Origin of the sequence: Immundisolibacter sp. (assembly GCF_041601295.1) — a bacterium.
GTDB lineage: Bacteria > Pseudomonadota > Gammaproteobacteria > Immundisolibacterales > Immundisolibacteraceae > Immundisolibacter.
In genome coordinates, this window is record NZ_JBFIII010000084.1 from 1 (window position 1) to 13,561 (window position 13,561).

The 13,561-nt window shown below is 63.2% G+C and carries 13 protein-coding genes; 8 read left to right on the forward strand and 5 right to left on the reverse strand.

Annotation, left to right across the window (positions count from 1 at the left end):
• The first annotated feature begins 33 nt into the window (after positions 1-33).
• Complete coding sequence (locus ABZF37_RS11000; protein WP_372719865.1) at positions 34-369, forward strand: hypothetical protein; 336 nt, start codon at positions 34-36, stop codon at positions 367-369.
• Positions 344-829, forward strand: a complete 486-nt coding sequence (gene tadA / locus ABZF37_RS11005; RefSeq protein ID WP_372719841.1) for a tRNA adenosine(34) deaminase TadA — start codon at positions 344-346, stop codon at positions 827-829. Before ABZF37_RS11000 ends, tadA begins: the two co-directional genes overlap by 26 nt.
• A 51-nt stretch (positions 830-880) precedes the next feature.
• Here the strand turns inward: tadA and ABZF37_RS11010 are convergent, their stop codons facing one another.
• Positions 881-1,708 (reverse strand): alpha/beta fold hydrolase, encoded by an 828-nt coding sequence (locus ABZF37_RS11010; protein ID WP_372719843.1) that lies wholly within the window; start codon positions 1,706-1,708, stop codon positions 881-883.
• Positions 1,709-1,753: 45 nt separating this feature from the next.
• Positions 1,754-2,068: an integration host factor subunit beta gene (locus tag ABZF37_RS11015; RefSeq protein ID WP_372719845.1), complete on the reverse strand. Its 315-nt coding sequence runs from the start codon at positions 2,066-2,068 to the stop codon at positions 1,754-1,756.
• Positions 2,069-2,238: 170 nt separating this feature from the next.
• On the opposite strand from ABZF37_RS11015, the gene ABZF37_RS11020 reads away from it, so the two are divergent.
• Positions 2,239-2,697, forward strand: a complete 459-nt coding sequence (locus tag ABZF37_RS11020; RefSeq protein WP_372719847.1) for a universal stress protein — start codon at positions 2,239-2,241, stop codon at positions 2,695-2,697.
• Between the two features lie 48 nt (positions 2,698-2,745).
• On the opposite strand, the gene ABZF37_RS11025 is transcribed toward ABZF37_RS11020, so the two are convergent.
• Positions 2,746-4,029: an MFS transporter gene (locus ABZF37_RS11025; protein WP_372719849.1), complete on the reverse strand. Its 1,284-nt coding sequence runs from the start codon at positions 4,027-4,029 to the stop codon at positions 2,746-2,748.
• Between the two features lie 303 nt (positions 4,030-4,332).
• Between ABZF37_RS11025 and ABZF37_RS11030 the strand changes: the two genes are divergently transcribed.
• From ABZF37_RS11030 to ABZF37_RS11045, 4 genes are all read left to right on the forward strand, one after another.
• Positions 4,333-5,199: a CoA ester lyase gene (locus tag ABZF37_RS11030; protein ID WP_372719851.1), complete on the forward strand. Its 867-nt coding sequence runs from the start codon at positions 4,333-4,335 to the stop codon at positions 5,197-5,199.
• A 47-nt stretch (positions 5,200-5,246) separates the two neighbouring features.
• The gene (locus ABZF37_RS11035; RefSeq protein ID WP_372719853.1) at positions 5,247-6,257 is read left to right on the forward strand and encodes a MaoC family dehydratase; all 1,011 of its coding nucleotides are present in this window, start codon (positions 5,247-5,249) and stop codon (positions 6,255-6,257) included.
• A gap of 10 nt (positions 6,258-6,267) precedes the next feature.
• A complete protein-coding gene (locus tag ABZF37_RS11040) occupies positions 6,268-7,500 on the forward strand; it encodes a CoA transferase (protein ID WP_372719855.1) in 1,233 nt (410 codons plus the stop codon).
• A 300-nt stretch (positions 7,501-7,800) separates the two neighbouring features.
• Positions 7,801-9,216, forward strand: coding sequence for an FAD-dependent oxidoreductase (locus ABZF37_RS11045; protein ID WP_372719857.1), 1,416 nt, complete (start codon positions 7,801-7,803; stop codon positions 9,214-9,216).
• Between the two features lie 131 nt (positions 9,217-9,347).
• On the opposite strand, the gene ABZF37_RS11050 is transcribed toward ABZF37_RS11045, so the two are convergent.
• Positions 9,348-10,322: an alpha/beta hydrolase gene (locus ABZF37_RS11050; RefSeq protein ID WP_372719859.1), complete on the reverse strand. Its 975-nt coding sequence runs from the start codon at positions 10,320-10,322 to the stop codon at positions 9,348-9,350.
• Positions 10,323-10,515: 193 nt separating this feature from the next.
• Positions 10,516-11,697 carry a PLP-dependent aspartate aminotransferase family protein gene (locus tag ABZF37_RS11055; RefSeq protein ID WP_372719861.1) on the reverse strand — a complete coding sequence of 394 codons (1,182 nt, stop codon included), beginning with the start codon at positions 11,695-11,697 and terminating at the stop codon, positions 10,516-10,518.
• A gap of 240 nt (positions 11,698-11,937) precedes the next feature.
• On the opposite strand from ABZF37_RS11055, the gene ABZF37_RS11060 reads away from it, so the two are divergent.
• The gene (locus ABZF37_RS11060; protein WP_372719863.1) at positions 11,938-13,512 is read left to right on the forward strand and encodes a glucan biosynthesis protein; all 1,575 of its coding nucleotides are present in this window, start codon (positions 11,938-11,940) and stop codon (positions 13,510-13,512) included.
• Positions 13,513-13,561: the final 49 nt, after the last annotated feature.

The window sequence follows — 13,561 nt, forward strand, 5'->3', positions numbered from 1 at the left end:
GCCCTTGGCTTGACCGACTTAGAGGACCGACTTATGTTCCGTAAAGCTGTTTTAGGCGCACTCGCTTTTGGGCTCGTCGCCTGTACGCAGGAGACGCAGAATGAAATCGGTCGTGCGGTGCAAAACTGGACCGGCACCGACGGGGTGTTGGAGGTGTATGCCGGCAACACCCTGGTGCGGCGTTTTTTGGCCATCGACAAGCTGACTACCGCGTCGGGCACCAAGGACGGTCTGCCGCGGCCATACCGTTTTGGGTATGGGGTGCTCGACGAGAACCTCAATGGTCTTAGCGACAGTGGTGAGAAGCGGGTGTACTTCGAGATCAGTGATTACTCCACGCCCTATGTCTTCTACGAAAATCCCCGCTGACCCGAGCGAGGTTGACGCGCAGTGGATGGCGCGCGCGCTGGTACTTGCCTTGCAGGCACAGGCGATGGGCGAGGTGCCTGTAGGGGCCGTGCTGGTACGCGCTGGCGCGGTGCTGGGCGAGGGTTATAACCAACCGGTCGGTCTTAGCGACCCTACCGCGCATGCCGAAATCGCCGCCTTACGGGCCGCGGCAGCCGCCGAGGGGAACTACCGTCTGCCCGGCAGCACGCTGTACGTCACCCTTGAGCCATGCGCCATGTGCGCCGGCGCTCTGGTACAGGCCCGGGTGCAGCGTGTGGTGTTTGGTGCCTACGACCCCCGTGCCGGTGCGGCGGGGTCATTGTTTCAGATCCTCAACGATGTCCGGCTTAACCACCGGGCTGAGGTTCGGGGCGGTGTGCTGGCTGAATCCTGTGGCGAGCTGCTGAGCGCGTTCTTTCGTGACAAGCGCCGCGCGTAAACGTAAAAGGCAGCGCGTGCCCGGCGCGTTGCCGGACACGCGCGGCGGCGATCATTCCTTGAGGAAGTCCAGGCACAGTTTGTTGAACAGTTTGGCCTTCTCGTACTGCACCCAGTGGCCGCACTGGGAAAATACGATCATCCGCGCGTTATCGCACTCCTGCATGATTTCCATGCCGGATTCGACCGGGCAGGCGCGGTCGTCGCGACCCCACAGCACCATGGTCGGCAGGTTTTTAAGGATGTTCAAACGCGGGCGCAGATCACCGATGGACAGGGTCTGGAACACCCGTGGCGGCTGGGTGACGGCCACTTCGTAGCGTTCGTCGACCAGTTGGTCGGTTACGTCGGCGGCAGAATAGGCCATGAATTCCAGAAAGCGGCGCAGCTTGTCCTTGCTGAAACCGCCTTCCTCCTGGCCCAGGGCCTTGAGCATCTGAATGGCGGGCATGGCGAGGTAGCGTTCCATTGGACCGATGCCGCCGGGACCCATCACGACGAGCTTCTTAACCCTCGGCAAAAAATCCTGCGAGAAGCGGATGGACATGGCGCCACCCATCGAGTTGCCGACCAGTGTCACCTTATCCAGCTTAAGGTGATCGAACAGCTTGATCAGGCACTCCATCAGGGTCTCGAAGTCGAAATTGCCGTCGGCTGGCTTGGACGACAGGCCGTAACCGAGGGCATCGGGAGCGATGGCCCGGTAACCGGCATCGGCGAATACTTGCAGATTGTGCTGCCAATTGGTCCAGCCACCAGCTCCCTGGCCGCCGCCATGCAGGAATATGACCGGTTCGCCCTGGCCAATGTCGTGGTAATGGAGAGTGTTGCCGTTACCCATGTCGGCGTAGTTGGCAACTTTGTTGTACTGGTAATCCATTCGGGTTTCTCCTCGGTAAGCGGGGTATAGACGTTTGACCAGGGGCTAGTCAGCGTCGTCGGCGGTGGCCGCAGGGCCTTCGCCATTATCAACCAGCTGGCGCAGTTCCCTGCCAGGCTTGAAGTGCACCACGTAGCGCTCGCCTAGCGGCACGGCCTCGCCGGTTTTGGGGTTACGCGCCAGCTTGGCACGCCGATGATGCAGACTGAAACTGCCAAAGCCGCGGATCTCGATTCGTCCACCGTGAGCCAGTGAGTCGATCATTTGTTCCTGCAGCAACTTGACCGCCAGTTCCATATCCTTGGGTGACAGCCCCTCGATTTCCTGGGCTAAGCGGTCGATGAGTTCGGAACGGACCACGGTAATAGGGCTCTTGGCTGGGTGGGTGAGCCGCGCACGGGGCCCAGACGGAATGAAACTCTATAACAAGTTCAATCGTTTGTGGATTGTAATCAAGCCCGGGCCTACGCTTGGCAATAGCGGCTTGCTACCATGGCCGTTATCTTAACCGTCCGTCAGGAGTTGTCGCCATGAACAACGCTTCGCTAGCCATTCGCAAGGTTCTGGTTCCGCTCGATTTCTCCGATCCTTCGCTGCAGGCGGTGCAGTACGCTCGTCGCTTTGCCGATCCAAGCGGGGCCGAGTTGGTGCTGTTGTACGTAATCGAGCCGGTGGCTTATCCGGCCGAGCTTGGCGTGGTGATCAACCTTGACGCCGATCTGGCCGAGCGGGCGATGAGCGAACTCGAAAAGCTCCGCGTGCAGCATCTGAGCGATCTTTCCGCGCGTTGCCTGGTGCGAAATGGTGTGGCTGACGCCGAAATTGTTGCCACTGCCAAGAGTGAGAGCGCCGACCTTATTGTCATCGGGACACATGGCTTCTCCGGGCTGAAGCATTTTCTGCTGGGCAGCACGGCCGAGCGGGTGGTACGTGATGCCCCGTGCCCGGTACTGACCGTGCGTCACCATGTGACGGCCGATAAGGGCTGAGGAATTCACCGGTACGCTACGGCAAGCGGTACGGGGGCCGGTCGCGGGTTACCTTGCCCGTCTTGGCACCCGCTGTACCAGGATCGCTGCCAGTATGGCAGCGCCGCTCAGGAGCAAGATGCCTGGCCGATAGCTGTTGGTGAGTTCAAGCAATTTGCCCAGCGCGGAAACCGTCACAAAGCTGCCGAGCGCGCCAGCTGAATTGACCACGGCGATGCCTACCGCCGCCATTGCCGGGCCAAGCGCGCCGGTCACCAGCCCCCAGAAGCAGCTGAACGCGGCGCCAGCACCCAGCAGCGCGAGCAGCATGCCGACGAATACCATCGGTATACCGTCGGCGTAAGCCATCAATATGTACCCGCCGGCGGTGCCCAGAGCGCCGATTGAGATATGCCAGTGGCGTTCACCGGTGCGGTCAGAGTGTCGACCCCACCCGATAAGTGCGGCGCCAAACAGCAGATAGGGCACGCCCACCAGCCAGCCCACGGCCGTGGCACTCAGGGTCGGATCCAGAGCTTGTAACAGTTTGGGGCTCCAGAAGATCACGCCGGTGAAGGCGCCGAGAAACAGGAAGTAGGTGAGCGCCAGGGCCAGCACTGTGGGGTGCAATATCTTGCGCAGCATGCCGTGGGCAACCGTGGCCGGTGCAGTCCGTTCTGCGGCCAGCGCGCTCTCCAGCCAGTCTCGCTGTGCCTGGGTCAGCCAATGTGCCTGCGCTGGCCGATCCGGCAACACCATCAGTACCAGCAGACCGAGCGCGACCGTCGGCAGGCCCTCGACGATGAACAGCCACTGCCAACTGGCGAGGCCCAGCATGCCCCCCATGCCATCCATGATGGCCCCGGAAAGCGGACTGCCCAGTAGCCCGGCGACGGCCAGGGCCAGCGAGAACTGGCCAATGGCGGTGGCTCGGTCGCGATCACGGAACCAGTAGGTCAGGTACAGGATGATGCCCGGGTACAGTCCCGACTCGGCCACACCCAGCGCAAACCGCATCACGTAAAAATCGGCCGGGGAGGTGACCAGCGCCATGGCGGCGGATAAGGCGCCCCACAGCAACATGATGCTGCCGATCAGTCGACGGGCGCCGATACGCTCCAGGATCAGGTTGGCCGGCACCTCGAACAGGAAATAGCCAAAGAAAAAAAGACCGGCGCCCAAGCCATAGACCGTGTTCGAGAACCCGAGGTCTGCGTTCATGGTCAGCGCGGCAAAGCTCACGTTGACCCGGTCCAGGTGCGCCAGCACGTAGATCACGATCAACAACGGGATCAGCCGCAGGCTGATTTGTCGACGCACGGCGCTGCCCAGCACCTCGTCCTGGTCGGTCATGTCCCCTCCTGGATTGTTTTTTGTAGGCGACTTCGGTGGCCTGTATTCGCCCTGGTTGACTGACCGCGCCTGGGCGCTGTCGCGATGGAACTATAAGGGTTCAGCAGCCCATGGTGGTGAAAGAGAAAATTCGCTGTGCCGATGCGCGGGCACGGGTATTAACGTGTCCTGGCGGCCGCCGGCCCGATGTGCCACGGCGAACATTCAGTACCGCGTGGCGATGATCTACGCGTCTTCGCCGACCGTTTGCTACGTTAAGCTCTTGGCTTCCCCGGACTTACCCGCAACTGTCGGATATTCACGATGCTCCTTGGCCCTTTGGCTGACCTGCTGTGCCGGTCCGCGCTGTTCGTGCCTGGTGCGGACCTGCGCAAGTTGGAACGCGCGGCGCAGGCCGCAGCCGATGCTTTGATTTTCGATCTCGAAGACGCCGTCGCCCCGACGCATAAGGATCTCGCCCGTCGCCAGGTATGCGAGGCACTGGCGGGAGCCAGCGCCGGGCTGCGGCTGGTGCGGGTAAATGGGTTGGATACAGCCTGGGGCGCCGATGATGTCGAGGCCGTGGCGCAGGCCGGGGCGGACGGCATCGTTCTGCCTAAATGCGAGCAGGCCGCGCAACTCAAGGCTGTGGTGGAGTTGCTCGGATCTGCGCCGGTGAAGCTCATTGCGCTGATCGAGACTCCCGCCGGAGTGCTGGACCTGAGCGCTTTGGGTGACGGCGGCGGGCGGCTTCTTGGGCTTGCATTCGGGCATGCTGACTTTTGTCGCGCAGCGGGTCTGGCACAGTTGCGTTCGGACATTGGGCTTGCCTATCACGCGCGCTGTCAGGTGGTGCTGGCGGCGCGCGCGCGCGGCTTGGCCGCGCTCGACTGCGTGTGTCTCGACGTGCGCGACGAGGAAGCCTTTCGGGCTGACGCGGTCCTGGGGCGGGACCTGGGTTACGACGGAAAGCTGTGCATCCACCCGGCGCAAGTGGCCATCGCCAATTCCATCTATACGCCGGCGCCCGAAGCAGTTGTACGAGCACGGTCCGTGGTCGATGCCTGGGCCCAGGCGCAACGGGACGGCCTCGGCGTGATCGCGGTCGACGGCGAGATGGTGGACGCACCGGTGGCGGCGGTGCAGGCGCGAGTCCTGGAGCGTGCGCGGCGGGCCGGGCTGGTCGGTTGATGCGCGGCTCCCCGAACGCCGGAATCACACACGACAAGGACGACACGATGGAACTGGTCGAAGGGCCATATTTCGACGAACTGCACGTCGGACAGAACCTGCCGGACCCACCAGAGGTGACGCTGACCACCGGCCATGCCGCCTGGCACACGGCGCTGTTCGGTGACCGGCTGCGCTTGCCCTTGAGCGCCCCCCTGAGCCAGGCGGTGATCGGTGGCGAGGCAATGGCCGCGCACCCGGCGCTGGTGTGTAACCTGGTCACCGGGCAGACCACGTATGCAACGCAGGAGGTGCGCGCCAACCTGTTCTATCGGGGTCTTTTGCTGCGCTCGCCGGTGCGCATTGGCGACACCCTGCGCACCCATACGCGCGTTGCGGCGCTGCGCCAGAACCGCCATCAGGAAGGCAGGCCCGCGACCGGCATCGCGGTGCTGGAAATGGAAGTCATCAACCAGCGTGCCGAGACGATCTTGCATTTCTGGCGTGCGCCGATGATTCCCTGCCGCGATGCGGGTGCCAATACTGGCTTCGCGGACCCGCTTGAGTTGTTCCCGCAAGCGCTGGACGGGGCTGCCCTGGCCACGGCCGCCGCTCACTATGACCTGGCCGCTTTTCGCGCTGCCGTGCCCGGTGCCACCACTCCGCGGCCGGGTGCGCGCTATCAGGTGGCGGCGCGCGACACCATCACCAGCGCGCCGGAGCTGGTGCGGCTCACACTGAACATGGCGCGCGCCCATACCGACGCGGCCAAGAGTGTCTATGGCCAGCGCCTCGTTTACGGGGGCCACACTATCGCCATGGCCGCCGCCCAGCTCGTTCGGGCACTGCCGGACCTGGTCACCATCCTTGGCTGGCATGCCTGTGACCACACCGCGCCGGTGTTCGAAGGCGATGTGCTGCGCTGCGAAGTCGATGTGCATGCAGCGCACCCTACGTCGGGCGCGGGGGCCCTGGTGGATCTCGTCGTGCGGCTGTACGCCGAGCGCGGGCCGGCCAGTCCGGAGCCCGGCAGCGAGGCTCAGGTGCTCGACTGGCGGCTGGTCGCCTTGTCATCGTGAAGATGCGTGCATGAGCGCCGGCATCCTTGCCGGTATGCGGGTGGTGGAGGGCTCGGCTTTTGTTGCTGCGCCGCTCGGTGGCATGACCCTGGCGCAACTGGGTGCCGAAGTCATTCGTTTCGATCCGATCGGCGGCGGGCTCGACTACCGGCGGTGGCCCGTCACTGCGAACGGTGACAGCCTGTTCTGGGCGGGACTCAACAAAGGCAAACGCTCCATCGCCGTGGACCTGCGCCACCCCGAGGGGCGCGAGCTGCTGACCGCGCTCGTCACCGCGCCGGGCGAGGATGCCGGCATCTTCCTCACCAATTTTCCGGCGCATGGGTGGCTGAGTTACGAGGTGCTCGCCGCCCGCCGCGCCGACCTGATCATGCTGAATGTGCTAGGCAGCCGTGACGGTGGTAGTGCGGTGGATTACACGGTGAACCCGCGCGTGGGCTTTCCCCTCGTCACCGGGCCACCGGACACGCAAGGTCCGGTCAACCATGTGTTGCCGGCCTGGGATCTGATCACCGGGCAGATGGCCGCCACTGGCATTCTGGCCGCCGAGCGGCACCGCAGGCGCAGCGGACAGGGACAACTCATCAAGTTGGCACTTCTGGACGTGGCGCTCGCGGTGGCCGGACATCTGGGATATATCGCCGAGGTGCAGATCAACAGCGGCGATCGCGAGCGCGCCGGTAATGACCTTTATGGCGCATTCGGGCGGGATTTCCCGACCGCCGACGGCCGGCGGGTGATGGTGGTCGGCCTCACGCCCCGGCAATGGCAGGCCATCGGCAGGGCCACCGGCCTGGTGGATGAGTTGGCCGCCGCCGCCCGTTCAGCGAGACTGGATTTTGCGCAGGAAGGCGATCGTTACCGGGGACGCGATGCCATTGCGGCGCTGCTGGGCCCGTGGATTGCAGCGCGCGATTATGCGGACCTGTCTGCCATCTTTGACGCTGCGGGCGTGTGTTGGGGGCCGTATCAGAATTTTCGTGACCTGGTGCAAACCGACCCCGAATGCACACCGGATAACCCGCTGTTCAGCGAGGTGGAGCAGCCTGGAATAGGCTGCTACCGCATGCCCGGCACGCCGCTGGATTTTTCCGCCATGCCGCGCCTGCCGGCCAGCCCGGCGCCCCTGCTGGGCGCCGACACCGAGTACGTGCTGGGAGACATCCTTGGTTTGTCCAGCGGCGAAATCGCGCGCTTGGTCGACGCCGGTGTAGTAGCTGTACCGAGCGTGCCGTCGGGGTAGCACGAAGGGAAATCCCTTCATCAGTCGCCATGGGAGCGGATGGCGTCTATATGCACTGATAGGTGGTAACGCCTGTGTCCCCAAGCGTTTGCCGGCATCAAACCCTGGGAAATGCTTACAACAGGTTTGGATTGCCAGTACGGTGCATGTTAGGGTCGGCTGGACGAACCGGGCCATCGGTTTAACGCCGACATTGGTCGAAAACGGAGCCATCGGAAAACCACGCTTTTCTGATGGCGGGCGCTGAGAAATCCAGGGCGGATCTATTCAGCGCTTCCTTAGACAGGGAGCACGGTTTTCATGACGCAACAACAACGCGCCGCCACGCGGCTCGGCCAGCACGCCGTGGTCATCGGCGCCAGCATCGGCGGCCTGCTCACGGCCCGCGTGCTGTCGGATTACTACGCGCAGGTCACGATCTTGGATGCGGACACGCCCCCGGAACAGGCCGTTCCGCGCAAGGCGGTGCCGCAGGGCAGTCACATTCACCTGCTGCTCGCCGGCGGCTCGGCGGTGGTGCGCAAGTATTTCCCCGGCATCCACGAAGACCTGCTTGGCGCAGGCGCCCGGTACGTCGATTTTTTGGCCGACAACGCGAATTACATGAGCGGGCGTTGGTGGCCGCGAAAGCCCAGCGGAATCAACAGCTACGTGATGTCGCGCCCGCTGCTGGAGACCGTGGTGCGCCACCATACCCTGGCACTGCCCAATGTGCAGTTGCGTGCCGCGACGCGGGTGAGCGGCTTCCTCACGGATACCACAGGCAAGACCATCACCGGCGTGAGTCTGGACAAGGACGGTGAAACCATCGCCGCCGACCTGGTGGCGGATGTCAGCGGCCGCGCGTCCAAGACGCCGAAGTGGCTGGAACAAATGGGCTACGGCGCACCGCAAAGCACCACCATTGGCATCAACGTGGGCTACGTCACCTTCGAGGCGCAGGAGCCAGCGGGTCGGAATCCGGACTGGAATTTTATGTATGCCATCCAAAAGAGCATCCCGGAAGATACCCGCGGCGGCGGCCTGTTCCGCGTCGAGGGCGGTCGCTACCTGGTCACTGCCACGGGCTATCACAAGGACGATCCACCAACGGACTGGGCCGGCTTTCTGGAATTCCTGAAGTCCCATCCGCACCCGGTTTTGTACGAAGAGGTCAAAAACCTGCAACCCACAAGTGACGTGGCGGCGTATCGCTACTCGGCCTACTTGCGACAGCACTACGAACGGCTGCGCCGGTTTCCGCGCGGGCTCGTCGTGCTCGGTGACGCGATGTGCAGCTTCAACCCCGTCTACGGCCAGGGGATGACAGTGGCGGCCAAGGAGGCCGAATACCTTGATGAATGTCTGGGCCGCTGCGCGTCGTCGGGTGCCATGCCCGACGACTTCGCGCTGACGTTTTTCAAGGGCGCAGTCAAGTTTGTGGACGCGGCCTGGAACGGCGTGACGGTGGAGGATTTTCGTTATCCGCAAACCGACGGCCAGCGCCCGCGCGGCTTTGCGCTGAGCAAATGGCTGAACGCAAAATTCTTTGCGCTGTCGGGCTATGACGCGGAGTTTGCGGTCGCATTCGCAAAGGTTCTGAACCTGGTCGACCCCCCCGCATCGATCCTGAAGTTCAAATACCTGCGCAAGGCGTTGTTCGCGAAGACGCCGGTTTTTCGCGGGGATCCGGCTGCGTTGCCGGCGCGTGCGGTGCCCGAAGCGAGCCCGCCGTAGGGAGCCGCTGATTTATTCAGCGCTTCCCCAGGGCAAGTTAATGCCATGCGGCCGGACCGATCGACTCCGGACCGGGGCGGGAAATCGACAGGTTTCGTTGCGGTGTCTTTGGGAGGACGGGCGCCTGCCGTCTAACTTCGAATGATGCTCGTGCGGCGGAACTCGTCGTCCGGGAATACGCGGCCGGTCATCAGCGTGCCCCAGATGTGGTCGAACACTTTTCCGGGCTCGCCTTTCTTTTTTCCGGAACGGAAATAGGAGTGCCCCTTGGGGGTGTCGTAAGCGGTATTCACGTCGTCGCAATCCACCGCATACACGTTGGCGGGTGTCCGGTTCATGTCCTCCGGGCCGGTGTGGCCCAGGCGGCGCGAGGCGATCTTGTTCTTAAGATTCGCCACTTTGCTTGAACGCAGCGCCATATCGTCCGAGGCGTAATACACCACCACGTTACGGGAGGCATGGCTGATCAGTTCGCCGGTCTGGCCATTGTGAATGGACTCGTTCTCGATATCCGCCGCGACCAGGTAGGTGTTACGAAACAACAATGGCACGCCGCTGGGCAGATCGTACTTGTCCCAGGCCCACAGCGTTTCGCGCAACACCCGGTTGCCCATGGAATGGGCCAGCATGTTGATGCGTTTCAGGCAGGGGTCTTGGGTCGGGTTGCGTTTCTCGTCCTCACGCCACCGCAGGAAATGCCCCAGCACCCGCGCCAGAGAGAAGGCGCTGGCATCGGCGGCCTTCTGGTCGTCCCAGTAGTCCTTGACGATACCCAGGTCGTCGTCACAGGGCCAGATCACGGGCAGCACCAGTACTTCGTTGGGTTTTTTCTTGTCGCACAGTGCCTGGAACTCGCCCGCGCCCGCGAACACTGCCTCCGGCAGGTTAGAGAAGCCGTGGATGTAAACGAGCAACTGGCGATACGGCGAGCTCTTGAGCTCCGACATCATGTTGAAACCGCCGATCTCCTCGTACTTGTCCTTGCCGAGGCGTCGGCAATAAAAAACCGAGTTGCTGGCGGCGTTGTTCTTTAGGTCGAAGTCGAAACCCCGATTGACGCGGGTCTTGATGCTTTGGGTCGGGAAGCGGTTGGTAATGAACAGCATGGCGATACCTCACAAGCTCGGGTTCGCCAACAGTATCGTTCAGGTTCAGGGGGGCTGGTGTGAGCACAATTTCACTTTTGCCCGCCATGGTGTCGGATCGGGTTCGTTTATATCAGCGTCATCGGCGAGCCACGACCAAGCTGTTGCCCAGGGACTGGTGGCTACCCCTCCGATTTTGGCATCAAGCGTGCCATCAATCCCCGGATTCGATCGCCGCCAGCGCCTGCGCCATATCGTCAACCAGATCCTGCGTGTCCTCGATGCCGGCGGAGACGCGTACCAGGCCGGGTCCGATGCCGGCATCGGCTTGTGCCTGTGGCGTCATGGCGGCGTGACTCATGCTGGTGGGGTGTTCAATGAGGCTCTCAACACCGCCCAGTGATTCCGCGAAGGCATATAACTTCAGGCGTTCCACCAGGCGAAACACGGCCGCTTCGCCGCCGGCGAGCTCGAAACTCAGCATGGCGCCAAAGCCGTGTTGTTGGCGACGGGCCAGCTCATGTCCGGGGTGCTGCGACAGGCCGGGGTAGTAGACGCGTTCGACCAGCGGGTGGGCATCCAGCAACTGCGCCAGCGCGGCGGCATTTTTTTCGTGTGCCTGCATGCGCAGAGGCAGGGTCTTGACGCCGCGCAGTACCAGCCAGGCATCGAACGGCGAGCAGGTGGTGCCAAGTGCATTCGCCGTGGCGGCGACTTTTTCCGCCAGCTCGCGGGTGCCCGATACGATGGCGCCGCCGACCACGTCGCTGTGACCGTTCAGATATTTGGTGGTGGAGTGCACCACCAGGTCGGCCCCCATTTCCAGCGGTCGTTGCAGATAGGGGCTCAAGAACGTGTTGTCGGCGCACGTCAGTACGCCACGCTCGCGCGCCAGCGCGCACACTGCACGGATGTCGGTCAGGCGCAGCAGCGGATTGCTGGGGGTTTCGATCCAGATCAACGCCGTGTCGGGCTCGATCGCCGCCGCCACGGCAGCCGGATCGCCCATGTCCACCATCGAGAAGCGCAGTCCGCGTGCGGGCAGGACATTGGCGAACAGGCGATAGGTGCCTCCGTAGATATCGGCCCCGCTGACCACATGGGCGCCTGCAGGCAGCAGGTGCAGTACGGTGGTGATAGCTGCCATGCCGGTTGCGACGGCGGTTGCGCCAGCGCCGCCTTCGAGGCTGGCGAGGTTCTCCTCCAGCGCGTCGCGGGTTGGGTTTTTTGTGCGGGAGTAGTCGTAGCCCGAGGTCTGCCGCGGTCCCTCGAAGTAGAACGTGGACGACGGATAGATAGGCGTTACCACCGAGTTGTACAGAGGGTCTTTGTAGACTCCGCCGTGAACGCAACGGGTAGCGAATTGCAGATGGTCGAGGGGGATATCGCGCTTCATGGGAGCAAGGTTCTGGACGTGTTGAAGAAAGCGGGGGCGCGGCAGTTTAACAGGCGATGCCGGGACTGCCGCATGCCGCCGGAGCCGGCGCGCGGACGGATGCCCGTCCATCAGGCGGTGGATGCGGCCGCGTCCTAGCAGCGTAGAATTTCGGCGCGCCAAGGCTGTCGTACCCTGCGGGCGCGTCCACGCCCGCGTTCCGCACTCGTGCCATACCGCTTTTCCTGGAGAAGTCGAAACATGCTCGTGCGCCCGACCCGTCGCGACCTGCTCAAGGTAATCGGCGCCGGTGGGGCGTTGTTATTGGCAGGAGCATATTCGCCGCTGGCGTTTGCGGGCGTAAGACTCGGTCCACGGCAGCGCTTCAACTTTGAACTGCTACGCGAGCAGGCGCGCCAGCGGGCGGCAGTACCGTATATCGCGTCCCGCATTCCGGATGTCGATCTGCTCTATGGCATTGATTTCGACACCATCCAGAAGATTCGCTTCAAGGCGGACCAAACGCTGTTGGGCAAGCCAGCGGGGCGCTTCGGAGTGCAGTTGTTCCACCCACACCGGTTTGCGTCCAAACCGGTACAAATCTATCTGGTGGAGAAAGACCAGGCGCGCGAGCTGCCGTTTTCGACCGATCTTTTCGATTACGGCACGCCGGGCCTGGCCGGGAAGCTGGCTGACCATAGCGGTTTTGCCGGCTTTCGCGTGATGGACCCGGCGCCGGCCAAAACCGACTGGCTGGCATTTCAGGGCGCGTCCTACTTCAGAAGCGCCGGAGTACACGGGCAGTATGGTCTGTCCGCACGCGGCATTGCCATTGATACAGCCATGCCGCGGCCGGAGGAATTCCCGGACTTCGTTGCCTTTTATCTGGACCAGAGCGCAGACGAGGGCATCATCGTCCATGCCCTGCTGGATGGACCAAGCCTGGCCGGTGTATATCGCTTTACATGCAGCCGTTCCCGGCCCGTGCTCACCGACGTGCACGCCGAGCTGTTCGTGCGTCAGGACATCGGGCGCATGGGCGTGGCGCCGCTGACCAGCATGTTCTGGTACGGCGAGAACAACCGACGGCGCAGCGCCGACTGGCGGCCAGAGATTCACGACTCGGACGGTCTTGCGCTGTGGACCGGTGCTGGCGAGCGCCTGTGGCGGGTGATTGAGAACCCGCCGGTGGTAAAGACCTCATCCTTCGTTGACTTCAATCCACGCGGCTTTGGCCTGTCGCAGCGTGATCGCAACTTCGAGAACTACCAGGACGACGGCGCTTTTTACGACCGTCGGCCTTCGGTGTGGGTGCAGCCGCTGGGCGACTGGGGGGAAGGCGCGGTACAGCTGGTGGAAATTCCCACCGACGATGAAATCCACGACAACCTGGTCGCTTACTGGATGCCGAAGGAGTCGGTGCGTGCGGGCAGCGCCTGGACCTTCGACTACCGCTTGCACTGGGGAGACGACGAGCCCTTCGTGCCGGACCTCGGCCGTGTACGGAATACCTGGAAGGGGCGTCACGGCATCGCCGGGCTGTCGGCCGTCCATGCGGCGCAGCTCGCGGCAGGGGTCAAGTTTGTGATCGATTTTTCAGGCGGCGCCCTGGCGCAACTGGAACAGCGTTACGACCTGACGCCGGTCATTACCACCTCGCGTGGCCGGGTGGATCAGATGCACGTCCTGAAAGTAGTCGGCACTGACCGCTGGCGGGCCTCGTTCGATCTATATGTCGAAGGTACCGATCCGGTGGAGCTGCGCTGTTACGTGCGCCTGGGCGAGCAGACGCTGACCGAGACCTGGCTTTACCAGTACATTGCAGCGCCCGCGTGATCAGGCGCTGGACCGTGCTGGTCAGCCTGCTGGCTGCGGTTGCCACGCC

Coding starts and splice junctions, on each gene's coding strand:
- ABZF37_RS11045 (WP_372719857.1), top strand. CDS start 7,801: ATGACGCAACAACAACGCGCCGCCACGCGGCTCGGCCAGCACGCCGTG.
- ABZF37_RS11055 (WP_372719861.1), bottom strand. CDS start 11,697: ATGAAGCGCGATATCCCCCTCGACCATCTGCAATTCGCTACCCGTTGC.
- ABZF37_RS11010 (WP_372719843.1), bottom strand. CDS start 1,708: ATGGATTACCAGTACAACAAAGTTGCCAACTACGCCGACATGGGTAAC.
- ABZF37_RS11000 (WP_372719865.1), top strand. CDS start 34: ATGTTCCGTAAAGCTGTTTTAGGCGCACTCGCTTTTGGGCTCGTCGCC.
- tadA (WP_372719841.1), top strand. CDS start 344: ATGTCTTCTACGAAAATCCCCGCTGACCCGAGCGAGGTTGACGCGCAG.
- ABZF37_RS11060 (WP_372719863.1), top strand. CDS start 11,938: ATGCTCGTGCGCCCGACCCGTCGCGACCTGCTCAAGGTAATCGGCGCC.
- ABZF37_RS11030 (WP_372719851.1), top strand. CDS start 4,333: ATGCTCCTTGGCCCTTTGGCTGACCTGCTGTGCCGGTCCGCGCTGTTC.
- ABZF37_RS11035 (WP_372719853.1), top strand. CDS start 5,247: ATGGAACTGGTCGAAGGGCCATATTTCGACGAACTGCACGTCGGACAG.
- ABZF37_RS11050 (WP_372719859.1), bottom strand. CDS start 10,322: ATGCTGTTCATTACCAACCGCTTCCCGACCCAAAGCATCAAGACCCGC.
- ABZF37_RS11020 (WP_372719847.1), top strand. CDS start 2,239: ATGAACAACGCTTCGCTAGCCATTCGCAAGGTTCTGGTTCCGCTCGAT.
- ABZF37_RS11040 (WP_372719855.1), top strand. CDS start 6,268: ATGAGCGCCGGCATCCTTGCCGGTATGCGGGTGGTGGAGGGCTCGGCT.
- ABZF37_RS11025 (WP_372719849.1), bottom strand. CDS start 4,029: ATGACCGACCAGGACGAGGTGCTGGGCAGCGCCGTGCGTCGACAAATC.